The sequence below is a fragment of the Candidatus Hydrogenedentota bacterium genome, assembly GCA_016791475.1.
In the GTDB taxonomy this organism is placed as follows: domain Bacteria; phylum Hydrogenedentota; class Hydrogenedentia; order Hydrogenedentales; family JAEUWI01; genus JAEUWI01.
In genome coordinates this window covers 67,513-91,705 of sequence record JAEUWI010000016.1, presented here as the reverse complement: position 1 = coordinate 91,705, position 24,193 = coordinate 67,513, and the positions used below count along the sequence as shown (strand labels likewise).

Below are 24,193 nucleotides of genomic sequence, written 5' to 3'. Positions count from 1 at the left end.
GCCGGATCCGGTTTTCACGAGCAAGAACCTACAGGGCCAAATCTTCCATCGCCAGAATTCGACCCCGCAGGCGCGCCCAACCCGCCTGCTCCAAGTTCGGATCCTCGGCCAGAATGGCCTCGGCACGGCGCCGGGTTCGATCCAGCAGGCGGCCATCGGTGGCCCAGACGGCGGCATGGGGATCGTCGAACCCCGCCTGCCGATACCCGGTCACTTCGCCGGGGCCGCGAAGCCGGAGGTCGGCCTCGGCCAGGTCAAAACCGCTACTGGTTTCACAAAAGATGCGGATTCGTTCCCGTCCCTCCGGCGTGGCGGGTTTGCCCATCAGAAAACAATACGACTGTTCGTGGCCGCGCCCGACCCGGCCACGCAACTGGTGGAGCTGGGTCAAGCCGAATTGTGAGGCGTTCTCGATGACCATGGTGGTGGCGTTGGGCACGTCGATGCCCACTTCGATGACCGTGGTACTGAAGAGTACGTCGATCTCCCCGGCGGCAAAGCGCTTCATGATGGCGTCCTTATCGCCTGGGTCCAGGCGCCCGTGAAGAAAACCGGTCCGAACGCCCGCCAGCGGACCCTGGGAGAGATCCGCAAAGTGCTCTTCAACCGCTATACTATCCTGGCGCAGTTCCGAAGCTTCGACCAGAGGGCAAACGACGAAACTCTGGAAACCCCGCTCGGCCTGCCGGGCGAGGTAGGCATAGCAGTCCAGCGCTTTGTTCTCTGTTATATAGCGCGTTTTGACGGGGCTGCGCCCGGGAGGCAGACTCTCGATGACGGAGAGGTCCATGCCGCCATAAAGGGTCATGGCGAGACTGCGGGGTATGGGCGTGGCGGTCATGTGGAGCAAGTCGGGGCTGGCGCCCTTGGCCGCGAGGGCCTCGCGCTGCTGCACCCCGAAGCGGTGTTGCTCGTCGATGATAACGAGCCCGAGTCGTGCGAATTCCGTCTTCTGTTGAAACAGGGCCTGGGTTCCCACTACCAATTGGACCGCGCCGGCGGCGATGCCTCGGCGGACGACACCCGCACCGCGAAGTGAGCCGGTGAGCAGTTCGACCCGCACGTCCAACGGTTCAAAGAGCCTCAGAAAATTCTGGTACTGCTGTTCGGCCAACAATTCGGTCGGCGCCATGAAGGCGACCTGGTAGCCGCCATCGAGGGCGGCGGCCACGGCGTGGGCGGCCACCACCGTTTTCCCACACCCCACATCGCCCTGGATGAGACGCACCATGGGCCTGGGCTCGGCCAGGTCGCGAACAATCTCGGAAATACAGCGGTCCTGCGCGTCGGTTAGCCTGAAGGGAAGTTGGCCGTGCAGGGCCTTAAGGAGTCTGCCGTTAATCGTGTGAGAGATTCCCGACGCGACCCGCCGCTGGCTTCGCTTGCGCAGCACCCCAAGCTGGATGATCAGCAGCGACTCGAAAACCAGCCGGGCCCGGGCGGATTCCGCCGCCTCCAGGGAGGGGGGAAAGTGTACTTCGCGAAGGCAGTCGGTCAGCGCGCCCAGGCCCTCCGCTTCGCGCACGGTGTCGGGCAGGGTCTCGGGCAGGCCGCCGTCGGCCAGGGATAGCACATCTTGAATCCAACCGCGCAGGAGCCGCTGGGTAAGCTTCTCGGTGAGTCGATAAATGGGCACAATCCGCCCCGTGTGCGTGCCGGAACTCCCGTCGTCCTCGATGATTTCATACTCGGGCCCCTTCAGCGCGAGGCCCTGGTATTCCTCGACGACGCCGAAGAATACCCCGGTCACTCCGGGGCGCAGGGTCGAAGTGGCCAGGTAGCCTCGCCCAAAAAAAGTGGCTTTAATCGTCCCCGACTCGTCCTCCAGAGTCACGACGGCCATGGAACCGCCGGCGCGCATGCGGATATTCTTCGCCGACGCGACGCGCGCCTGAATAGTTACCGTCTCCCCTTTTGCGGCACGGGCGATGGGCGTGATCGTTCGCCGGTCCTGGTAGGTGCGTGGAAAATGATACAGCAGATCGCGCAGGGTGACGATACCGATCCCCTGAAGTTGCTCCACGCGTTTGGGCCCCGCGCCGGGCAGGACGGAAATCGGACTGTCGAGGGTTCGGGGAGCAAGGGTCATCGTAGTCGGGCTGCCGTTCGGGAATTATGGGTGTCGAGTGCCCCATGATGGCATGATCAAATTCGCCGGGGCAAGGCGGCGACGGGGATGGACTCGCGCGGGCCCGTCCCCGCGGAGTTCCCTTGCGGGCCGGGCCGGGGCTGTGCTACAACCCAGCGGCGGCACCGGGCCGCTGCTTCGTCTCCCACCCGAGGGTCTCCCATTCATGACTGGCTCCCCCAAAGCGCCCCGCGGCCCGTGGGCTTTTGTGGCTGTCTTCACGCTTTGCACCGTCGGGCTGCTGGGCAGCTACCGCTATGCCATCGACACCGTGGCGAACGACTGGTATTTGTTCGCGGTGGCGCGCCATACCGCCTGGATCTTAGACTTCGTCGGTGACGAAGCCGTGATGGAAAAATACCGGGCGGAGAACCTGAGCCCCTGGGAGTCCTGGCGCGCCCGCGCATTGCCCCGCCCCCGCGACGGTGAAAACGGCCCCCGCGTAAACTTTACATGGAGTCCCGGCGCTTCTTTCACGTTCATCGTAGTACCCTCGTGCGGTGCGATCGAAGTAATGGCCATTTTCTGTGCCGCCGTGATGGCCTTTCCCGCGACGTGGCGACATCGCGCCTGGGGCGTTGCGCTTGGACTGCCGCTGATGTATCTGGTGAACATCGCCCGTCTCGCGTGCCTCGCCTGCCTGGGCGCCCTGGACAAGAGCGGCGAATGGTTCAACTTCGTGCACGAGTACGTGTGGCAGGCGGGCTATGTCATCTTCGTGGTGATCGTCTGGATGGCCTGGGCGGAACTGGGCCGGGAGCGCGGCGCCGGATGAGCCAACCCTTACCCTGGCGTATGCTGATGGCTTTCGGCGCGAAGTTCTGCGTGGCGCTCCTTGTGCTCGCGCCCCTGTGGTGGCTTTCCCTGCCCGGCTATGGCTGGCTGCTGGTGCAGGTCTGCGGCACCGTATTGAAGTGGGGCCTCGGCATGCCGATCCTCGCGGGCCATGTGGAGGTTCACGGTATATTCAACACGGAGAGCCTGCTGATCTTCTTTGTGGGTGAGCGCGAACGGAGCATGAAGTTCGCGCTCCTCATCACCAACCTGCCACCTTTTCTCGCGCTCGTGATCGCAACACCGGCAATGGCGTGGCGTCGGCGAGTGACCAGTGCCCTCGCCGGCGCGGCGATTCTGGTCGCGGGCCACGCTTTCTATGTGGTGATCGCACTGCGATTCGGCGTGGCCCTCGCGGAGAACAGCGAAGCCGCCACCGCGATCTCGCAGTTTTTTTTGACCTTGCCCTTCGGGCTGTGGATCGCGATGGCGTATTGGAAACGAGACGTGTCGTCGGGGTAGATGGGTCGTATGGGTCGTATGGGTCTTATGGGTCGGGTTGACAGCGAGGTCCAGCCATTGTCCATTGTCCATTGTCCATTGTCCATTGTCCATTGTCCATTGTCCATTGTCCATTGTCCATTGTCCATTGTCCATTGTCCATTGTCCATTGTCCATTGTCCATTGTCCATTGTCCATTGTCCATTGTCCATTTGTCTTTCCCCCCCGTTATTTGTCATGATCCGGGGCCGCAATCGGTACCCCCACCATGCTTAGCTCTACAAGTGCGAGTTGCTCGCGAGGTTCCTTCCAATGAACAAAGAACGCCTTACTCCCCTGATCCAGGAAGTCCAGGATCACCTTTTCAATGAACTTATCCCCTTCTGGCTTACCCATGGCACCGACCATGAGTATGGTGGTTTCCTGACGTATCTGGACAAGGACGGCAATCCCACGGGTGAGGGCACGAAAACACTGGTGTGTCAAACCCGGATGATCTACTCCGCCGCCTCGGCCCATCGGGCGAATCTGGGCGACGGCAAGTTCCTGGAGATCGCGCGCCAGGGCGTGGATTTCCTGATCAATCATTTCTGGGACAATGACTACACGGGCTGGTATTGGACGACCACCCGGGAGGGCGCGCCGGATAACCGGAGCAAGTTGACCTATGGCCATTCCTTCGCGATTTATGCGCTGAGCGAGTACGCGATGGCCTCGGGCGACGAGCGCGCGCTGGAGATGGCCGTTGAGACCTACAAATGCCTTACCAGCCGCGCGGCGGATACGGTAAACGGCGGCTTCCTGGAATTCATGGAGGAAGACTGGTCGCCGAAGCAGCCGGGCGTCTACGGCGGTGATCGCAAGTCCTTTGACGTGCACATGCACCTGATGGAAGCCTTCACCAACCTCTATGAGGCCACGGGCGAAGAGAAGTACAAGGAAGACGCCTGCTACGTCATCGACCTGCTCTTCAAATACATGATGCACCAGCCCTCGGGCACGGGCATCGCCCAGTTCTCTCTGGACTGGAAACCGCTGCGCGCCATCATCTTCAAGAACGTGTGGGGCTCGGACCGGGACGTGGATGAAGACGAGGGCCGCCCGATGAACAACACGAGCTTCGGCCACAACGTGGAGTTCGGCTGGCTTCTGAAGCACTCCATCGACATCCTGGGGCTGGACGTGGACGCCTATCGCGAGCCGATGAAGAAGCTCTACGATCACTGCCTGACCTATGGCATCGACTGGGAGCGGGGCGGCGTCTATTGCGAAGGCCCCACGGACGGCCCGGCGCGCGAGCGGAACAAGGAGTTCTGGCAGCAGGCGGAGACCATGGTGGGCATGCTGGACGGCTGCCTGCTCTACGGCGAAGACAAGTACCTCGACGGGTATGAGAACGTGCACCGCTTCGTGATGGACCACGTGATCAACCATAAGGTCGGCGAATGGTATCCCCTTTTCGACGAGAACAACGTCCGGCTCTGGGACTACATGGGGCACGCATGGAAGATCAACTACCACACGGTCCGCGCCATGATTCAGTGCGAGCGACGCCTTTCCCGCCTGATCGCGGAGAACTGAACGATCAACCGCTTCACGCCGAAATCCCCGGGGCCCGGCGTCACGTCCGGGCCCCGTTGCAAGGTTGACAATCACGCCCGAGACGGGCAGAATGCTCCCACGGAAAAAAGCATCTGGTTGAGCGGGATTCGTCTTGGGATTTCAATGGGTTAGGTCCTGTCGCCCGGTGCTTTTCGGCGCTTCGCATTGCCTGTGACCATGCGAGGTGGGCCGCCTTGGCATTTTCTCGATTACCGGGCCTTCGATGCGGATCTACAACCGAAATCTTGCTCTCTTGAAGCCCCTTGCGAGCCTGTTCGCGGGGCTTTTGATTACCCTGACCCTGGCGGGCTGTCCTTTCTCCGGACCGACGGCCGAATTCTCGGCAACGCCAACGGACGGCGAGAACCCCCTGCTGGTGCGGTTCTCCGATCTCTCCCTGGCCGGCAGCGCCGCGATTGAAACCTGGCGCTGGGATTTCGGCGACGGCGCGGACAGCGCCGAAGAGAATCCGGTACACACCTATGCCAGTCACGGCACGTACCGCGTAACGTTGACCGTGTCCACCCTCTTCGGCACGGATACGGAAACGAAGAACGCCTATATTACCGTTCGCGCGGCACCGGTGGCGGCCTTTTCGGCGACGCCCCGCAGCGGCAACACCCCCCTTGCGGTGCAGTTCCAGGACGATTCCGACGGCGGCCCCTTCGCCATTACTTCTCGGCAGTGGAGCTTTGGGGATGGAGAGACGAGTGATGAAGAAGATCCGCGCCACGTTTATCAGCAGCCCGGCGCCTATACCGTCGCACTCACGGTAACGAGCGCGGGCGGATCCGACACCGAATCGCGACAGAGCTATATTCAGGTGGGCTCGCTGCCCTCGGCAAGTTTTCGGGCCACCCCCACTACCGGATCGGCACCGCTGACGGTTCAATTCACCGACACCTCCACACCGGGTGGTTCGGCAATTGAAGCGTGGGCCTGGACCTTCGGCGACGGTGAAACAAGCGCGGAGCAGAATCCCGAACACCGCTACGAAACGCCGGGGGTCTACACGGTTATCCTGAAGGTGCGCAACGCTTCGGGCGAAACCAGCACCACCCGGACGAACCTCATTCGCGCGACGGAAGGGCCGGTGGCGGCGTTCCGCGCATCCCCGACGCAGGGCGCGGCGCCGCTCGTGGCCACGTTCACCGACGAGTCGCAACCGGGCACCTCGCCCATTAAGAGCTGGTTGTGGGATTTCGGGGACGGCACCAGTTCCGCGCAGCGCAACCCCGCCCACGAGTTTTCCGCCCCCGGACAGTACGACATTTCCCTCACCGTGGAGACCGACGCGGGGTCGAATACCATCTCAAAGGAGCGGTACATCACCGCCCTCGCGCCGCCACAAGCCGGATTCAGCGCTACGCCCCTGCGGGGCCCCGCGCCCCTCTCCGTTGAATTCCGGGATGCCTCGACGGCGGGCGCCTCGGCGATCACGACACGCCAGTGGAGCTTCGGCGACGCGGCCTTCAGCGGGGAAACCAATCCCGTACACGTCTACACCACGCCGGGGCGCTATCCCGTCTCCCTGACGGTCCAGTCGTCCGTGGGCAGCAGCACCCTGAATCGTGAATCCTATATCGAAGTCGTGGCGCTGCCCTCGGCCGCCTTTGAAGCCGCGCCGACCTCCGGGGAAAGCCCGCTGACCGTCACCTTCACCGACACCTCCACGCCGGGCACCCAGCCCATCACCGGGTGGCTCTGGGAGTTCGGGGACGGAACCACCAGCACGGACCAGAACCCGACTCGGGTCTATACCGGCACCGGCGACTATTCAGTGACGCTGACCGTTACGACGGCGGAAGGGACAAATACCCTGACCCGCTCCCAGTTCGTCCGCGTATTCGAGCGGGCCGACGCGAATTTTACGGCCGAGCCCATCGCGGGGAAGGCCCCCCTTTCGGTGCAGTTCCGGGACGCATCCGATCCCGGTTCGGTGGGCATCAATAGCCGCTCCTGGGACTTCGGCGATGGCAACACGAGCGCGGTCGAAGATCCGCTCCACGTTTATTCGGCTCCGGGGACCTACACGGTCTCGCTGGTCCTCGCCACTTCGTCGGGCCCCGATTCGGAACGGAAACCCGCCTTTATCCGGGTCGATCCCAGTGTATCCTTCACGCGCACGCCCTCCACAGGCATCGCCCCCGCGGCGGTGGCCTTCGTGGATACGACCGCGGTCGCGCCCCTGACGGCGAGCGCCTGGGCATGGAGCTTCGGCGACGGCGCCACAAGCACGCTGGAGAACCCGAGCCACACCTATACGAAAGCGGGCATCTACGACGTGACCCTGACCGTCACCACGGAGCAGGGCGAGGTCAGCGCCACCCAGTTGGAGTCGGTCCAGTTGCGCCCGAAACCGGCCTTCACCGGTACCCCACTCTCGGCCACGGGCGCGCCGCTGGCGGTTCAGTTTCAAGACGAAACGGATCCCGGCGATCTGAGCATCTCGGGCTGGGACTGGAATTTCGGCGATGGCTCCCACAGTACGGCGCGGAATCCCGAACACACCTTTGCCGCCCCGGGCGTCTACGATGTCTCCCTGACGGTATCGACCCAACTGGGCAACAGCACGACCACCGAGTCGGACTTTGTGGTGGTGCGCCCGGCGGCTTCGTTCAGCGCCAGCCCCACCTCGGGCAAGGATTCCCTGCTGGTGCAATTCACCGACACCACCGTGGCGGGCAGTGTCGAATTGCAGACCTGGGACTGGAATTTCGGAGATGGCGCGACGAGCCGCCTCCAGAGCCCCTCGCATCGCTACGCGGGGCCCGGAACGTACACCGTGGCCTTGACCGTGGGCACGGGCCTGGGGCCGGATTCGGAAACGAAGACCGGGCTCATTGTGATTGCGCCGGAAGTGACTTTCGCCGGCAGTGTGACCAGCGGTGTGGCCCCCCTGGACGTGGCCTTCTCAGACAACACCAATACGGGCATCCTCGAAACCACGGCGCGGAGCTGGAATTTCGGCGAGGGCGACCCGAGCGACGAAGCGTCGCCGCGGCATACCTATGCCAAAGCGGGACGTTACGACGTGGCACTGACCATTACGACGACCCAGGGCGAAACAACCGGGGCGCGTACCGACTATATCGAGGTCCTGCCCGACCTGACGGCGACGGTCGCGGTGACGCCCGGCTCCGGCTCCAGCTCGGCGGTGTTTACGAACGGAACCGATGCGGGCAATCTTACCGGGGTGAGCTGGCTCTGGAACTTCGGCGATGGAAGCACGAGCACGGCGGCGAGCCCCACCCATGTGTTCGCCGAGCCGGGCATCTACGTGGTAACCCTGGCCTTGACGTCGGCCGAAGGCGTGACGACGACGGAAACCATGACCACGATCAATGTTGCGCCCGTGGTAACGCTCAGCGCGGCTCCGACAAATGGCGTGGCCCCCCTGGAGGTTCAATTTTCCGACACGTCGAACGTGGGCAACCTGGACGTCACCGCCGTCCTGTGGGATTTCGGCGATGGAAGCAGCAGCACCGAAGCCAATCCACTTCACACCTACGCGACCGCCGGCACGTATACGGCAACCTTGAGCTTGACGACGGCCCTGGGCGTCGCCGTCAGCGCCGCGCCCGTTACGATTGAAGTGGAGCCGGAGCCCAATTTCTCGGGGATCCCGCGCTCGGGTCCGGCCCCTCTTTCGGTCAGCTTTTCCAATACCTCGGACACGGGCGGGGCCACCATTACGGGAACGGACTGGGACTTTGGCGACGGCGCCACGAGCAGCGCCGCGACGCCTTCCCACACCTACACCGTACCCGGCCTTTATACGGTAACTTTCGTGCTGACAACCACCGGCGGAACGGAGACGACGACCAAGACGGACTACATTGCGGTCAACCCGGTCCCTTCGTTTACGGCGGACGCGACGAGCGGCGGTGCACCCCTGCTGGTGAACTTCACCAACACAACCACCCTCGGCACGGTCGTGCCCACGGGCTACCTCTGGAACTTTGGCGATGGTGCGACGAGCACGGACGAGAACCCAAGCCACACCTACGCCTCGGCGGGCGCCTACGATGTGCGACTCACCATAACGTCGGCCCAGGGTTCGGTGAGCACCACGGTGGCCGACCTGATCATTGTCGAGCCCGAGGTTACCTTGAGCACCTCCACGCCGGGCGGCCCGGCACCGGTTCTTGTCACGCTGACGGACACGAGCGCCGTCGGCAATCTGGATATCACACAGTGGATCTGGGACTTCGAAGACGGTTCCGCGCCGCTGACGACCCTGACGGGATCGGCGAGCCACACGTACATCATTCCCGGCAACTACACGCCCACGCTGACCATCGTGACCCCGAATGGGAGTTTCACGGGCGCGCTGGGCAGTGAAATCGTCATCAACGCCGTACCCGCCTTCAGTGCAAACCTGCGCTCCGGCCCCGGCGCGTTGACGGCGGTGTTTACGGACGACACGGACCCCGGCAATGTGACCACATCCAACCGCACGTGGTCCTGGGGCGATGGAACGGCGGACACGACGACGAACAATCTTACCGCCAGCCACACCTACGCCGCGCCCGGCGCCTACACGGTAACCCTTACCCTCAATACGCTGAATCAGGGAAGCCTGGTGCGCTCGGAGCCGAGCTTCATCCGGGTGAACCCCCTCACCTTTACGGTAAGCGGCGGGCTGACCGGCAGCGCCCCCCACACCATTTCGGTCACCAACACCACCGCGGTCGGAGATTTGGCCATCACGGGAACTCAGTGGGACTATGGCGATGGCACGGGCCAGACCGCAAGCGGGAGCCATACCTACACGACGCCCGGAACGTACAGCATTTCAATGATTGCGGCCACGGCCCAGGGCAACCGCACGACTACGGGCGCGTCGCCGGTGGTGGTGTCGCCGGTCATCGCCCACAGCGCCAACGTGTCGTCGGGACCCGCCGTCGTGGATGTGACCTTCACGGACAACACGAACACGGGCGGCGTGCCCGTGACCAGCCGCACTTGGAACTTCGGCGATGGGACCACCCAGACCGTGGCGGCCCCCACGGCCACGGCGCAGCACCGCTACACGAACACCGGAACCACCGCGGTGGTCCGCGCCGCGACCGTAACGCTGAATACATCCATCGGAAACTTCCTCAGTCCCACGCCGGTCAATGTCACCATTCACCCCATCAGTTTCAGCGGCGATCTGACCAATGTGGACGCGCCGGCGACCATCACCTTCACCGACGTGACCAGCACCGGGGGACTGACCATAACGTCCCGGAGTTGGGATTTCAAAGATGGCGGCACCTCCGTAACCACTACGAATTCCGCAAGCCGAAACTTCACCAAAGCGGGTTCCTACGATGTGGAATTGACGATCACCACGTCCCAGGGCAACACGGCGACATCAAGCCTCGCAACACCCGTACTCGTTCGGCCGGTCCTGAAATACACGACCGGCGACACGACGAGCGGGCCGGTTCCGCTGGATGTGACCTTCAAGGACCTGACGGACACGGGCAATCTGACCGGAATCTCCCGGCGCTGGACCTGGGGCGACGGCAATACGGATACGCTAACGGCATCGACGACGACCCACAGCTATAAGACCACCGGCTGCTACACCGCCACGATGGAGCTCATCAGCAACCAGGGCACCTTCACGAGCAGCGATCAGTCGCTGTTGATCGCGGCCGATTACACACGCAGCCTCCAGGGCTGGACGAATCCAGGCGTGGGCCTGAACGGCATCATGTTTGACATCCTCCCGCAGCGCAACATTCAATTGAATTCCTATACGATCGATTTTTCGAGTCCGGGCTCTTCAAACACGATTCGGCACTACCAGTGCAATTTCCCTTCCGCCGGTTTCGAATCGCGCGCGGATGTCTGGAATCTGGTTGGCACCGTCACGGCGACGTCGGGCAAATCGGTCGTCCTCGACTTCAGCAACCTGGCCCTGCTGACCAATTTGCGGCGGGGATACTACCTCCTGAATCGGAGCATGCCCACCACCGGCGTCGGCATCCTGTACCGGGCTGCGAGCGGCGGAGCCGCGGCCTCCGATGGCAATCTGACCCTCTTTACCAGCAGCGCCAAAGGGCTGGGCACATCCGACTTCAACGGGCCTACCCTGTCCAACAGTTGGTTCACCGGCAAGGTGAACTATTCCTACGACATCGTGTGCGCCAAAGAAGATGGCGGATTCGCGATTCAGCCCCACCCGGTCACCTGGGACATCGACGGAAAAGACGCCGGGCTCGATACCCGGATCACGGTCGAAAATGAACGCGACGCCGTGGGAACCCTCGACGGCGGCTGGGCGGCGATCACCCATCAGAGCGCCTTCGGGCCCGAAAGCGCTGCGCCCCTGCTGGCGCGCACCGACCAGAATATGGCCCTGCTGTGGGAACTGGATCTCGGCAATTTTGCCTTCGACGCCGTGACCGGCGTGGTGGCGCTGAGCGACGGCGATCTGCTGGTTTGGGGGGAGACCTCCCTCGATGGAAAGGAGGGCGAGCTCATGCTGCTGCGCCTCGATGCCGAGGGTGAAACGCGGTGGCTGCAAGTCGTGTCGGGCTGCGCCGCCCGGGATGCCGCGGGCTTCTGCCCCGCCGCGGGAGGCGACTTGCTGGTCCTCTCCGGAATAAACAACAACGAAGGGGAAGTCCCGGTCGTCCACCGACTCGATCCCTTCAGCAATGTCCTCTGGCGCACCGAACTGGACGCGGCGCCGAACCGGGTCAACTGGGGCCTGTACCAGCGCGGGGACGGGCTCACAACCGTCTACGGCGACATCGGCGGCGAGGAGAACGAAGGGGCCATCTGGGAAGTGGACCTGGATGAAAATGGAGCATTCGTCGAGCGGCCCGAATCGCAATAGTCCGCTCCGTCAATTGAAATGCAACGTGCCCCCGATGGTTACCATCGGGGGCACATTGGTGTTCAGGGGCGGGGGCGAATTGTTCGGGATGCCTCAGGGGGCCGCGCGATCCAGACTGAGGTTCTTCAGGGTAATCTCGCAGTCATAAGGACCGGGCACTTCCCAGCCGAGGTTGAAGGACGTCGCGTAGAGCTCTTCGAACCGGGTCTTGGTCATAAAGCCCTTCGCCTGGGTGGCGGCGAGCGCCTCCTTCACCAGCGGGATAAGATCGCATGCGATTTGGTGCCATTGACCGTCGCCCGTGGGCCCCTCAAAGAAGCGGCTGCCCTCCACAGTGCAGATGAACTTGCCGTTTTCCACCGCCGTGTCCAGATCCTGATGACCGGGCGGCACTTCATGGCGCGCGTCAAATAGTGGCACGCCAAACCAGATCATCTCGCCGAAGTCGGGACTGCTGGTATTGCGGTTGTGGAGCGTCCAGTAGGCCGTTACCTGGGCCGTGTGCAGCGCCGGGTCCAGGCGGGATTCCGTGACGGTCTTGCACCGATCAACACGAAAATCGAGGGTGAAGGGGAGCGCGGCGGAGTCGGCCAGCTTGAAATCCCGCGGAAACTGCTGCTCCACGAGAAGATGGGGCCAGAATTGACCCTCTTTGCGCGGTATTCCGCCGAATTCCGCATCCCCGTTCAATCCCAGGACGATTCCTCCGCCGCCGATACCGCCCGGATAGATCTTGATGGACTTCCCGCCATTGCGCAGAATACGGGTTCCGTCGGGCAGGGTCTTTCCTACCGTTCCCTTCAGATTAAACTGGGTGCCCCACTGGGCCAATCGCCACTCGCAGGATGCAGTGCGGTCACCCTGAAGGATGACACCAAGCTCCACGGGCTTGTCTCCGGAATGGGGAGCACTCAAGTGAAAGCCACCGGCAAACCCGCGATCGCGGAAGGCTTCCACGGCGGGGGTGGTGGTGGCGAGCAGACACAATGCGGGAAGTATAAGATTGGAAAGACGACGCATAGAGGGGCTTCCTTGGGTTTTGCAATGAGGGTGAAACAGTGAAAAGTGCGACAACTATCGTCGCACACCCAGGGGGAAGACCGCAAATATGGAAAATATCAGATTTCAATTCCCAAAATGAGACGGAACCGCCGATTCAGGGCACGGAGCCAATCAGCATGCCGCCGTCCACAACCACCGTCTGGCCCGTGATCATGGGGCTTCCGGTCACAAGCGAGAGGATCGCGCCCGCCACGTCCTCCGGCGTGCAGACTTTGTGCAGGGGCGCGCGGTCCTGGCACTGCTTCTTCACCATTTCGTAGGCCGGGCCCAGGCCCTGCTTGAGCCATTCCCCTTCGATGAAGCCGGGCGCGACCGCGTTGACCCGCACCTTGGGTGCGCACACGCGCGCGAGGGCCACGGTCATATTGAGCAGGGCGGCCTTGGAAGCGCAGTAGGGTATGGAACTCCCGAGAGCGGACAGGCCCGCGATACTGGCGACATTGACGATGGCGCCGTTGCCGCTTGCCGACAGCGCCGGCATCGCGGCGCGAACCATCTGGAAGGGGCCAATGAGGTTGACGCCCAGGATACGATCCCAGTCTTCGTCGCGCACCTGATCCAGCGCGTTATGGGGGATGAAGCTGGTGACGCCGGCATTGTTCACCAGCACGTCGATCCGACCGAAGGCCTCGATGGTCTGGGCGACGAGCGCTTTGCAGGCGGTATTCTCGGAGACGTTGGCCTGAACCGCAATGGCGGCGCCTCCGTAGCCCTCGATCTGCTGGACGACGTTTTCCGCTTCATCCTTCGAGGCGCTGTAATTCACGGCAACGGCATACCCCTGCCGGGCCAGTGCGATGGCGGTCGCGCGGCCCACCCCGCGGCTGGCGCCGGTGATGATGGCTGCTTTTGTCGGCTGGCTCATGGGAAATCTCCAGGGGGATGGACAGTTAAACGAGGTTACACCGCCTCCGAATCGCGCAATGCGCGGGCTACGTCCAGTATACCGGTAAGCTGGTGCTCTTCCATACCAAAAGTGCGGGCTGAATCGGTGCAGCGCGACAGAGGCACGAGTTCGGGCATTTCCAGGTGATCGGCCAATTGCGAGGCCAGAGCGACGAGGCGCACGAGATCGGGGAAATCCCGGGCCCGCTCCGGCTGATGGTGAAAGCGGATGCACGCGCCGATGGGCGCGGGCAGGGCCCAGTTTTCGGCGACGATGTAGCCCACTTCCGGGTGCGAAATGCCGAAAGCGTTTTGCTCCGCCTCAACGAGGACCTCGTCGGGCACCTGATGCTGGAGCGCGCCATAGGGCACGGGCGTCACTTCCGCGAAGACGGCGCGCCCGATATCGTGGAGCAGTCCGGCGGCGTACACCCCGGAACCGAAGTTTATCCCACTCGCGCGGGCCAGTATTTTGGCGAGGGAACCGCAGAGCCCCGAGCGTCGCCAGTGGGCGCGGTAGTCGAAATTTGGAGCCGACGCCAATCGGTCCACAACGGCGGCGGCCACGGCCACGGTGTAGACTTCCCGCAGACCGAGCATGGCGGTGGCCGCTTCGATCGAGTCGATCCGGTGCCGGATTCCGTGGACGGGCGCATTGGCCAGGCTGATTATCTTTGCGGAAAGCCCGGGATCGCGCTTCAGGATTTCCGCCACGTCGCTTGCGCCCAGGTCGGGATTCGCCACAGCCTCCTGAACGCGCTGTACCGTTTCCGGCATGGCGGGCAGGGATGAAACGCCCCGCACCAGCGCCATGACGCCGTCGATCGTGAGGGAGGCCGCAACCTCTCGGAGGGTCGAAGTTGAAGGCACGGACGCGGTCACGGACCAGTCTTTGGTGCCCGAGGAATGAACCCCCGGGGCCGGGTAGTATTTGTCGAGGGCGACCTGAATGGCTTCGGGAACGACGAGGAGCGCCTTCACCCGCAGTTTGGTGAGGGCCTCCAAATCTCGAATCACGGAAGCATCAAGGGGAAACGCCATGCCCACCGTAAGCACGGAGCCCATGGTATCCATGGGGACTACCTCATGCTTTCGCGCGAACTCGGCGGGAACCAGTTGGAGCACGGGCGCGGGGATACTGTAGCCCGAAAGGTGGATGCTGGCGATACCGGGCTGGCGCGCGAGAAACTTCAGGAAATCTGCCTGTGTCAGGTGACCCAGCGCGATGAGGGTCGCTACTATCTTGGTCCCCGAGCGCTTCTGCTGCTGAAGCGCTTCTTCCAATTGCTCGGGGGTGATCATTCCTTCCTCGATCAGCCGCTCGCCAATCAGCAGCCGTCCCCCGTCTACAGCGACATGACTCATACATCGATCCCCTGATAGGTTTGGAACTGGTCCCCCGGGGGAAGTGTAGCACTCCGCACCCCGCCGGATCCCAATTTGAACCCGCACCTGCCGGGCTCCATTTCATGGAGGACATCGCGCAACCACCTGAAAGACGGGCGATAGATCATGCCGCCCGAACGCTGGAGCGCCCGATGACGACGCGTCCGGGGCCTGTTGGGAAGGCCCCGCCGTTTGAACCGACGGGAGTACGGTGGTAAACTTCCCGTTTAATCGCCCGGCGCGAGAGGAGTGGGTTGTGGAATACGGAAACGGCATATATTTTGAAGATTTGAACGAAGGCGACAGCGCGACGACGCCGGGCAGAACGATTACCGAAACGGATATTGTTAATTTCGCGGGGATCTCCGGGGACTTTAACCGCATTCATACGGACGAGCAGTTTGCCGCGAGCATGCACTTTGGCCAGCGGATAGCCCACGGGATGCTGGGGCTTTCCGTGAGTTCGGGACTTGTCACGCGTAACCCGGGGGCTCAGCAGCACATGCTGGTGGCCTGGCTGGGTCTTTCCTGGGATTTCAAGCGCCCTATTTTCATCGGCGATACCATCTGTGTCATTCAGACAGTCAAGACCAAGAGAACGACGCACAAACCGGACATGGGCATCATCATTTTCGATATTCAGGTGAAGAACCAGCGGGGAAAGGTGTGTCAGGAGGGGGAGTGGAAGGTGATGTACATGCGCCGGGAAGATAAGCCCGCCGAAGGTTGAGCTGAGTTTTGGCGCGGACAGGCAGCAAGTCCGCCTGGGAGAATGCAGAGGGCGCGCGCGATTCATCCGCAGGGATGCGCGCCCGCAGGGAGAGTCCATGAAGATTGTAGTGTTGGTGAAGCGCGTGCCGGACACGGCCTCGGCGTTTGAAGTGAACGCCACGGGGACGGGTGTATCCACGGATCGCCTGAAGTACATCATGAGCCCCTATGACGAGCACGCGGTGCAGGAAGCGGTGAATATCAAAACCGCCTCGGACTGCGAGGTTGTGGTGATCACGCTGGGCGATGAGGGCGCGAAGGAAATTCTGCTGCCCGCCCTGGCCATGGGCGCGGACCGGGCCGTCTTTGTTACGGGGCCGGGCATCGAGGCGCTGGGCGCGCGGGGCGTGGCGGAGGCGCTGGCCAAGGTCATTTCCGACGAGGCCCCCGATCTCGTGTTCGCGGGCAAGCAGGCTGCGGACGACGACGGCTCCCAAGTCGCGGAGCGCGTTGCCGAGTTGCTGGAATGGCCCCATGCTTCGGTCATCACCCGCTTCTCCCTCGACGGCGGCAATGCAATCGTGGAGCGCGAAGTGGAAGGCGGCAACTTGACTCTGTCCATCCCGCTGCCGGCCATATTCACCGCACAGAAGGGCCTCAACAAGCCCGAGTATCCGAAACTGCCCAACATCATGAAGGCCAAGAAGAAGCCGGTGGATGAGAAGACGCTGGAAAGCCTGGGCCTTTCCACCGCAACGCTCTCGAACCGCGTGACGGTGGAATCGATGGCCCTGCCCCGCCAGGAGCGGCTGGCCAGACTGATCGATGGTGACGCGGCGGTCCAGGTGGCCGAGCTGGTGCGGATCCTCAAAGAAGATGAAAAGGCGTTTTGATCATGAGCGTACTGGTACTTCTTGAACAACGGGGTGAACTGAAGCCCTGCGCATTTGAAGCGGCCTCCGCGGCCTCCGCCGTGGCCAACGCCGCCGGCCTGCCCCTCAACGCCGTGTACATCGGCCAGTCCATCGCGGATCAGGCCGCCGCACTCGCGGGATTCGGCATTAAGACACTCTATGCCTACGAAAACGCCCAACTGACTCACTATTCCAACGACGCCTATGTACCCATCGTGCGCGATCTCGCCCGCGAACTCGGCGCCAAGGTCATCATCGGCTCGGCCACCGCGCTGGGCAAGGAACTTTGCGCGTCCGTCGCTGCGCGCCTCGGCGTTGAACTCGTGCAGGACGCCACCGGTTGCCGCTGGGATGGCGGTCTGAAGGCCACGAAGCCGGTCTACGGGGGCAAGGTCCTCTCGGAAGTCGCCGTCGACGAATCGCCCGCCATGGTCTCTCTGCGACCCAATACCGTGACCGTGGAAAAATCCGGCGCGGATACCCCCGAAGTCATTCACCGGGATATGCCCGCACTCTCCCTCCGCACGGTGATCCAGGCGGCGGCGGAAGCGGCCACGGGCGTGGTGGAACTGACCGAAGCGAAGATCGTGGTTTCCGCCGGGCGCGGCGTGGGCGGCCCTGAGCACCTGCCGGTCGTGGAGAACCTCGCCAAGGCGATGGGCGCCGCCTTCGGCGCAAGCCGCGCCGTGGTGGACGCGGGCTGGATCCATCACAGCCACCAGGTCGGCCAGACCGGCAAGGTCGTGAGCCCGGATGTCTACGTGGCCTGCGGCATCTCCGGCGCTATCCAACATATGGCCGGGATGCGGACCTCCAAGGTCATCGTCGCCATCAACAAAGACCCTCAGGCGAATATTTTCAAGATCTGCGACTACGGTATCGTCGGGGATCTGTTCGAAATCTGCCCGCTGCTGACCGAAGCCGTTCAGAAGGCGCGGGGATAATTTCATTCGACGGATAGGACCGATAGGACGGATGGTGCCAATCGGTCCTATCCGTCTTATCGGTCTTTTGCTATCTGCTCAACAGAATACTGTCTACCGAACAAGGACTCGCCGGACCCCATGAGCGCCCTTATCCTCCTCGTGTTGATTGTCGCCGCCCACGCGGTCTTTGCCCACCGACTCTGGCGGGTCTATCGCTGGGTGAATCTGGGACAGGGAACGCTGGGGCTGGATGCCCTCCCCCGCCGCGTCGCCGATCTCCTATCGAAAGGCTTCGGGCAAAAGCTCGTGCTGCGCACCCCGGCGGGCCTGGGCCACGCCTTTATTTTCTGGGGCTTTTTTGTGCTCACCTTCGGCACCATCGAGGGACTCATCAGCGGACTTTTCCACAACTTCAGCTTCGCCTTTCTCGGCCCCATCTACTGGATCATGAACACCTGCCAGGACTTTTTCGGGCTCCTGGTGTTGATCGCCATTGGCGTCGCCGCCTGGCGGCGGCTGGTGGTGAAGCCGAAGCGCCTGGAGGGACCCACCTCCCACACCATCGACGCGCTCATTATCCTCGGCCTGATCACGGTGCTCATTGTCGCGTTTTACGTGCTTCAGGTCATCCAGCCGCGCCCCGGGTTCATGCCCATCACGGGGATGCTGCGCGCCGCCGTCCTCGGTGACGGCCCTTTGGGCATGGAAGCCTACCCCCTCACCTACGCAACCTTTCACTGGCTCCACAATCTGGTGGTGCTGGGCTTTCTGGCGTACATCCCCTACTCCAAACATCTCCACATCATCACCGCGCTGCCGAACCTCTTCTTCCGCGAGGAGCGGGTGAAGGGGCGCATCCCCAACCTGAACCTGGAAGATGAGAACGCCGAAAAATTCGGCATCACCACAATCAGGGATTTCACGGCGAAGGAACTGCTCGACCTGACGGCGTGTACCGAGTGTGGGCGCTGCCAGGAGGCCTGCCCCGCCTACAACACGGGCAAGCCCCTGAGCCCCAAGAAGGTGGTGCTCGATCTGAAGGCCCACCTCTTCCGCGAGGGCCCGGCGCTGTTGAACGATCCGGCGGCGGAACCGAAGCAGGCCCTCTATGGGGATGTGATCACCGAAGACGTGCTCTGGTCCTGCACCTCCTGCTTCGCCTGCGAAGAGGCCTGCCCCGTGGAAATCCAGCCCATGAGCAAGCTCCTGGGTATCCGCCAGGGCCGCGTGCTCATGGAGGGCGACTTCCCCGAGACGGCCCAGGGCGCCATGCGCAACGTGGAGACCCAGTCCAACCCCTGGGGCCTGCCCCAGAGCGAGCGGGGCAAGTGGGCCGAGGGCCTGGGCGTGAAGACGCTGGCGGAAGACGCGGATGTGGAGTACCTCTTCTTCGTGGGCTGTGCGGGCTCCTATGACCAGCGCTACCAGAAGGTGACGGTGGCCTTCGCGAAGCTCATGCAGGCGGCGGAGGTTAAATTCGGCATCCTGGGCGAGGAGGAGAGCTGCACAGGCGACAGTGCAAAGCGCATCGGCAATGAAATGCTGGCCCAGCAACTGGCCATGCAGAATGTGGAGACGATGAAGGGCTATGGCGTGAAAAAAGTCGTCACGGCGTGCCCCCACTGCTTCAACAGCATCAAGAGCGAATTCCCCCAGTTGGGCGGCGACTTTGAAGTGCTCCACCACACGGAGCTGCTGGCGGACCTGGTGAAGGCCGGCAAACTGAAGCCCAAAGCCCCGGCGGTGAACGCGGCGGTGGCCACCTACCACGATTCGTGCTACCTGGCGCGCTACAACGATGTGATGGACGCGCCCCGCGCCCTCGTGGCGGCGGCCAACCAGGCCACGCCGGTGGAGATGCCCCGAAGCCGCGAGCACGGTTTCTGCTGCGGCGCGGGCGGCGGTCGCATGTGGATGGAAGAGACCATCGGCAAGGCCATCAACACCGAGCGCGCCGGCGAGGCCATCAAGACCGGCGCGGGCACCGTGGCCACCGCCTGCCCCTTCTGCATGACCATGATCACCGATGGCGTAAAGGCCGAAGGCCACCCGGAAGTTGCGGTGAAAGATGTGGCGGAGCTGCTCGCGGAATCGATGGGACTGGCGTGAATCAGATGCGATACCCCGGTGTGGGTGGGCTTGTATTCGCGGCAGACTTTCGTCCCATCATAGCAGGGCTTTCTAGACATTTCGAAACCGTTCGTGAACAACGCAATGACTTTTCTGAATTGCACTGGAGAACAAGTTGAAGAATCTTCCCCTTACCTTCGAGGAATATCAGTCTGCCAAGTACTTTCCCGCGCTTGATGGCTTTCGGGCGGCGTCGTGCCTCTTAATCATCACGTGGCATGCCGATTTTCTGGGCTGGCGCGCGCTGAATGGCTTTTCCGGTGTCCCGTCGTTCTTCGTGCTCAGTGGATTTCTCATTACGACTCTGGCGTTACGTGAGGAGGCCGCAAGGGGCACGCTCAGTATAAAAGCCTTTTATGTGCGGCGGACATTTCGTATTTTTCCTGCCTATTTCTTAGTCCTTTTCCTTTACTGTGTCATCATCTTTGGGCTGGACATGCAGAAGAGCATCGATAGTCGGCCAGCATTAGGCATTGCCCTGCCCTATTATCTCGTATATATGAATGAATACGCCGCTGAGCCTGTTATGGCGCAGCTTTACGGTGACTTCCCCCCATTCTTCCACAGTTGGTCGTTAGGCATCGAAGAGAAATTCTATTTGATTTGGCCACTACTCGGCTTCGCGCTGCTCCACCGCAGCATGACCGGGCGCCTGGCTATTGCTGGCGCGATAGTCGTGGCCTACTACTTTTTTCAGAACTACCCAATTGTGGAAACACTGAAGCTCAGCCACTACTCCAGTATTCTAATTGGCTGCATGCTGGCGGTCCTGATGGAGTGCCGACTTTCCTACAACGCAATTTCACGGTTGGCTTTCGCACCGATCCATATAGCTTCGTTCGTACTGCTGGTCAGCGTACATCTAGCCCAGACTTACGGTGAAAACGACATCTATTTCATGACATACCCCTACATTGTTGGCGTCTTTCTCGTCGGACTCGTGGCTGGCAGAACGCCATGCACTTCCCTTTTCAAGACAAAGTTAATGAGCTATCTTGGCCTACGGACCTACGGCCTCTACCTTGTCCATGTGCTGGCACAGAACGTGGTACAGCTTGCGTTCAAACCTGGCCCCCTTGTGCCTCTGTGGAAGAGTCCGCTGTACTTTCTGACGTGCGTGGCCGTAACGTTGGTTGCAGCGGAAATTCTCCACCGTACAGTAGAACAGCCCTTTATGAATCTGGGACGGCGCATCTCGAACAAGATCATGAATAAAGGTATGGCTCAGCTCTGATCGATGGCCGAGGGGCCGAGTTCGAAGCCCGGCCCCGACTCAAGATCGGATGTTGACGATGGCGGCCCACTCCGCCGTGTTCCGCGGCTCGTAGCGCTCCAGCGCGAAACTGTCGCCTATGACCTTGCGCACCGCCGCCAGCGAATCCAGCGCGCCGACGGCCATGGCCTGCACGCCCACGTTGCCCAGCACGGTTGCTTCGACCGGGCCGGTCACCACGGGGATGCCGCAGGCGTCGGCCGTCATCTGGTTGAGCAGCTTGTTTTGCGTGCCGCCGCCGATGATGTGAAGCACTTCGGTCTTGCGGCCGAGGGTGTCGTCCAGGGCGTTGAGCGTCTGACGGTATTTCAGCGCGAGACTCTCCAGGGCGCAGCGCACGATCTGCCCGCGCGTCTCCGGCACGGGCTGACCGATCTCGCGGCAGATCTGCTGGATGAGGCTGGGCATGTCGTCCGGCGCGAAGAGGCGCGGGTCGTCGAGGTTGATGATGGAGCGGAAGGGCTCGGCCTTTGCGGCGTCTTCCGTTATCGCGGCATAGTCGAGCTTGCTGCCTTCCTGACGCTCCCACGAGCGGCGGCATTCCTGCACGAGCCAGAGGCCAAAGATATTCTTCAGGAAGCGGATCTTCCCCCCCACGCCCCCTTCATTCGTGAAGTCCTGGGCCATGCTCTCGTCGGTGATGCAGGGCTCGTCGAGCTCCGCGCCGAGGAGCGACCAGGTACCGCTGGAGAGGTAGGCCCAGTTCCCCGCGCCTTCCGCCACGGGCACGGCCACCACGGCGGACGCCGTGTCGTGGGTGCCGGGCGCAATGACGGGGGTTTTCGGGTTGATGCCGGTGAGCTCGGCCACGGCGGGCAGAATCGGCCCGAGGTTCGTGCCGGGCATGACGGGGTCGAGGAGGATCTCCCGGGGAATACCCAGGCGCTTAATCAGATCGTCGTTCCACGTGCGTGTGTGGGGATCCATGAGCTGCGTGGTCGAGGCGTTGGTATATTCACACGCTTTCTTGCCGCAGAGCAGGTAGGCCAGCAGATCGCCCATGAGCAGGAGATCCTTCGCGGCGGCGAGCTGCGGCGACTTCGCCTCCACAAGCGCCAGCAATTGAAAACTCGTGTTGAAGGGCAGGAACTGGATGCCCGTGGACTTGTAGATCTCCTCCTTCGGCACCTTCGCATAGGCCGCGTCGAACATGCCTTCCGTGCGCTTGTCACGATAGTGCACCGGATTCGCCAGCACGTGGCCCTCGCTGTCCAGCAGGCCAAAATCCACGCCCCACGTGTCGATGGCAATAGCGTCAAGCTCCGCCGTGTGTTCCCGCGCGCACTTGCTCAGACCCGCGATCATTTCCTCATAGATCCGCGCCAGATCCCACTGGCGGCGGCCCAGCATGATGAGGCCCTCCGTGCGGAAACGGTGGATCTCCTCCAGGGCGATCTTGCCGTCCTTCAAGGTGGCCAACACGGCCCGGCCACTCTCCGCGCCCAAATCAAATGCGAGAAAACGATACACGTCTTTCATCGGAACTTCCTTCGGTAATGGTTGCTCTCTTGGGGCGGGTATCTTAGCACGAAGGCACGCCCAAGGGTTATTGACGCAAACGCAGGCGGGACAGACACTCAGGGACTGACGCACCCACGAGTATGGTGAAGATCTTCGCCAGCCTTGACCCGCCGTGCCCCCAGATACGTGCTCGTGAAGTCTCAGGGTGTGGCTGTCCCGTCGTCTGGGGAGGCGACGGAGGCATGGAGCACACTGCTACCAAACGACATGTCGCCTATCCACGACTCGACGGTGAGAGCGGGCACACTTCGCGCACGACGGGACAGCCACGCCCGGCGACGTCGCGACGTCAATCCGCCGTGTGCCTTGTATTTGCGGGCACTTCGTGACTCTACGCTTATTTGGGCGCGTCAGTCCCTATGACGTCGCTTCGACCTTGACCGTGCCGAGTTCGAGAATGTGTGGCCCGTCGAGTTGGGGCATTGGGGTGAGGTCAAATTCCACACGGTGGGGCTCAAAACCCTCCGCGCGGATCTCAATGGCAAAGGGCTGGGGGAGTTTCGCATTCGACCAAGCCTCCCAGAGGGCCTCGGAAAACAGTATATGGGGATCTTCTTCGGTTTCCCCGGTGAAGTCGGGCACTTCAACACCGAGTGCCTTGAAGGAGGTCTCGGTACACCAACCATAGTCGAATCTCTGATCCAGGGTGCCGTTTTCGTCTGACGTTCCAATCCTGAATTCCCAGGCCTGTTTGGACCGAACGTAATCAAGACCCAAATCGATAAAGTACACTTCCACATAGTCCGCTGGTATTCCGTCCGGCTCGAGGAGATTCCCCCGCACCACGAACCCGGCAAAATGCATTGCACTCATGACACGATCCGCCGAACTCTGGGCGGTTACGGGATCGGCGCGGTGGGCGCAACTTGTGACAAGTAACGCGGCCAGGATAAGCGAAAGTAGCTGTCTCATCTCGCGTCGGCCTCCTGCGTTTCCAGCCAGCTTTCCGCAAATATGAAGTCTGAATCAGGCCTGCGGACCATCGTTACCGTGCCAAGTTGCAGGATGTTCGCGCCACGGGATTCATCGAGCTGCATCGGTGCCTCTGGAAAGACTATTGCGTCCTGGTATCGAGGTGCGGCGAGGACCACCATAGTGACCGGTGGCTCTCCTGCGCGACAACGGGCTTCCGCCGCCTCGAGCAGGGGCCGGGTTGCGTTCCATCCGCCAAACCCGGAACGAAATTCGGACTTGAACGCGGTGGTATCCGCTGTCTTCAACATTGCCGCCAGATCGATTACACCCGCGCGGTTGGCGGTGCCCACATGCGCATTATGTTGCTGCAGCGCTGTCCAATTCTCGTGTCGTGCGTCGAACACGTAAACATCGGCATAGGGGATGGGTTCCCCCGTGTTCGAGTCGGCGACACTGCCGCGAATGATAAGCGGCTTATCAAAGGGCGGCGCGGGAGCGCTGAGATGCACGTGCGCATCGGGCGTATGGGCGCAGGAAAGAGAAAGACAGCCCCATACCGCTATCGTGGTCGTCGCACACCAACGTGTGTTGAGAATCATTCCAGGCCCTCCGAATGCTGTCGCAATT

At 62.2% G+C, this 24,193-nt stretch carries 16 protein-coding genes; 9 read left to right on the top strand and 7 right to left on the bottom strand.

What is annotated here, in order from left to right; genetic code table 11:
- Window positions 1-28: 28 nt before the first annotated feature.
- Window positions 29-2,089: an ATP-dependent DNA helicase RecG gene (gene recG / locus JNK74_10775; GenBank protein MBL7646660.1), complete on the bottom strand. Its 2,061-nt coding sequence runs from the start codon at window positions 2,087-2,089 to the stop codon at window positions 29-31.
- 205 nt (window positions 2,090-2,294) lie between these two features.
- On the opposite strand from recG, the gene JNK74_10770 reads away from it, so the two are divergent.
- The 4 genes from JNK74_10770 to JNK74_10755 all read left to right on the top strand — a co-directional run bounded on the left by JNK74_10770 (window position 2,295) and on the right by JNK74_10755 (window position 11,843).
- A complete protein-coding gene (locus JNK74_10770) occupies window positions 2,295-2,903 on the top strand; it encodes a hypothetical protein (GenBank protein MBL7646659.1) in 609 nt (202 codons plus the stop codon).
- A complete protein-coding gene (locus JNK74_10765; protein ID MBL7646658.1) occupies window positions 2,900-3,424 on the top strand; it encodes a hypothetical protein in 525 nt (174 codons plus the stop codon). Before JNK74_10770 ends, JNK74_10765 begins: the two co-directional genes overlap by 4 nt.
- A gap of 291 nt (window positions 3,425-3,715) precedes the next feature.
- Entirely contained in the window at window positions 3,716-4,984 is a 1,269-nt protein-coding gene (locus JNK74_10760; protein MBL7646657.1) for an AGE family epimerase/isomerase, read from the top strand.
- A 274-nt stretch (window positions 4,985-5,258) separates the two neighbouring features.
- Window positions 5,259-11,843, top strand: a complete 6,585-nt coding sequence (locus tag JNK74_10755) for a PKD domain-containing protein (protein MBL7646656.1) — start codon at window positions 5,259-5,261, stop codon at window positions 11,841-11,843.
- Between the two features lie 93 nt (window positions 11,844-11,936).
- Here the strand turns inward: JNK74_10755 and JNK74_10750 are convergent, their stop codons facing one another.
- From JNK74_10750 to JNK74_10740, 3 genes are all read right to left on the bottom strand, one after another.
- Window positions 11,937-12,863 (bottom strand): hypothetical protein, encoded by a 927-nt coding sequence (locus tag JNK74_10750; protein MBL7646655.1) that lies wholly within the window; start codon window positions 12,861-12,863, stop codon window positions 11,937-11,939.
- Window positions 12,864-12,999: 136 nt separating this feature from the next.
- Window positions 13,000-13,770: a glucose 1-dehydrogenase gene (locus tag JNK74_10745; protein MBL7646654.1), complete on the bottom strand. Its 771-nt coding sequence runs from the start codon at window positions 13,768-13,770 to the stop codon at window positions 13,000-13,002.
- A 35-nt stretch (window positions 13,771-13,805) separates the two neighbouring features.
- The gene (locus tag JNK74_10740) at window positions 13,806-15,155 is read right to left on the bottom strand and encodes an HDOD domain-containing protein (protein ID MBL7646653.1); all 1,350 of its coding nucleotides are present in this window, start codon (window positions 15,153-15,155) and stop codon (window positions 13,806-13,808) included.
- A 277-nt stretch (window positions 15,156-15,432) separates the two neighbouring features.
- On the opposite strand from JNK74_10740, the gene JNK74_10735 reads away from it, so the two are divergent.
- The 5 genes from JNK74_10735 to JNK74_10715 all read left to right on the top strand — a co-directional run bounded on the left by JNK74_10735 (window position 15,433) and on the right by JNK74_10715 (window position 21,091).
- Window positions 15,433-15,906, top strand: a complete 474-nt coding sequence (locus JNK74_10735) for a dehydratase (GenBank protein ID MBL7646652.1) — start codon at window positions 15,433-15,435, stop codon at window positions 15,904-15,906.
- A gap of 97 nt (window positions 15,907-16,003) precedes the next feature.
- Window positions 16,004-16,780, top strand: a complete 777-nt coding sequence (locus JNK74_10730; protein ID MBL7646651.1) for an electron transfer flavoprotein subunit beta/FixA family protein — start codon at window positions 16,004-16,006, stop codon at window positions 16,778-16,780.
- Between the two features lie 2 nt (window positions 16,781-16,782).
- Window positions 16,783-17,745: an electron transfer flavoprotein subunit alpha/FixB family protein gene (locus JNK74_10725; GenBank protein MBL7646650.1), complete on the top strand. Its 963-nt coding sequence runs from the start codon at window positions 16,783-16,785 to the stop codon at window positions 17,743-17,745.
- A gap of 120 nt (window positions 17,746-17,865) precedes the next feature.
- Entirely contained in the window at window positions 17,866-19,836 is a 1,971-nt protein-coding gene (locus JNK74_10720) for a 4Fe-4S dicluster domain-containing protein (GenBank protein ID MBL7646649.1), read from the top strand.
- A 136-nt stretch (window positions 19,837-19,972) separates the two neighbouring features.
- Entirely contained in the window at window positions 19,973-21,091 is a 1,119-nt protein-coding gene (locus JNK74_10715) for an acyltransferase (protein ID MBL7646648.1), read from the top strand.
- A 39-nt stretch (window positions 21,092-21,130) separates the two neighbouring features.
- Here the strand turns inward: JNK74_10715 and JNK74_10710 are convergent, their stop codons facing one another.
- The 3 genes from JNK74_10710 to JNK74_10700 all read right to left on the bottom strand — a co-directional run bounded on the left by JNK74_10710 (window position 21,131) and on the right by JNK74_10700 (window position 24,165).
- Window positions 21,131-22,609 (bottom strand): rhamnulokinase, encoded by a 1,479-nt coding sequence (locus tag JNK74_10710; GenBank protein ID MBL7646647.1) that lies wholly within the window; start codon window positions 22,607-22,609, stop codon window positions 21,131-21,133.
- A gap of 399 nt (window positions 22,610-23,008) precedes the next feature.
- Window positions 23,009-23,563 (bottom strand): hypothetical protein, encoded by a 555-nt coding sequence (locus JNK74_10705; protein ID MBL7646646.1) that lies wholly within the window; start codon window positions 23,561-23,563, stop codon window positions 23,009-23,011.
- Window positions 23,560-24,165: a hypothetical protein gene (locus JNK74_10700; GenBank protein MBL7646645.1), complete on the bottom strand. Its 606-nt coding sequence runs from the start codon at window positions 24,163-24,165 to the stop codon at window positions 23,560-23,562. The genes JNK74_10705 and JNK74_10700 overlap by 4 nt, the downstream gene beginning before the upstream one ends.
- Window positions 24,166-24,193 lie beyond the last annotated feature (28 nt).

Coding starts and splice junctions, on each gene's coding strand:
- recG (MBL7646660.1), bottom strand. CDS start 2,089: ATGACCCTTGCTCCCCGAACCCTCGACAGTCCGATTTCCGTCCTGCCC.
- JNK74_10765 (MBL7646658.1), top strand. CDS start 2,900: ATGAGCCAACCCTTACCCTGGCGTATGCTGATGGCTTTCGGCGCGAAG.
- JNK74_10750 (MBL7646655.1), bottom strand. CDS start 12,863: ATGCGTCGTCTTTCCAATCTTATACTTCCCGCATTGTGTCTGCTCGCC.
- JNK74_10760 (MBL7646657.1), top strand. CDS start 3,716: ATGAACAAAGAACGCCTTACTCCCCTGATCCAGGAAGTCCAGGATCAC.
- JNK74_10730 (MBL7646651.1), top strand. CDS start 16,004: ATGAAGATTGTAGTGTTGGTGAAGCGCGTGCCGGACACGGCCTCGGCG.
- JNK74_10700 (MBL7646645.1), bottom strand. CDS start 24,165: ATGATTCTCAACACACGTTGGTGTGCGACGACCACGATAGCGGTATGG.
- JNK74_10710 (MBL7646647.1), bottom strand. CDS start 22,609: ATGAAAGACGTGTATCGTTTTCTCGCATTTGATTTGGGCGCGGAGAGT.
- JNK74_10725 (MBL7646650.1), top strand. CDS start 16,783: ATGAGCGTACTGGTACTTCTTGAACAACGGGGTGAACTGAAGCCCTGC.
- JNK74_10705 (MBL7646646.1), bottom strand. CDS start 23,563: ATGAGACAGCTACTTTCGCTTATCCTGGCCGCGTTACTTGTCACAAGT.
- JNK74_10720 (MBL7646649.1), top strand. CDS start 17,866: ATGAGCGCCCTTATCCTCCTCGTGTTGATTGTCGCCGCCCACGCGGTC.
- JNK74_10745 (MBL7646654.1), bottom strand. CDS start 13,770: ATGAGCCAGCCGACAAAAGCAGCCATCATCACCGGCGCCAGCCGCGGG.
- JNK74_10740 (MBL7646653.1), bottom strand. CDS start 15,155: ATGAGTCATGTCGCTGTAGACGGGGGACGGCTGCTGATTGGCGAGCGG.
- JNK74_10770 (MBL7646659.1), top strand. CDS start 2,295: ATGACTGGCTCCCCCAAAGCGCCCCGCGGCCCGTGGGCTTTTGTGGCT.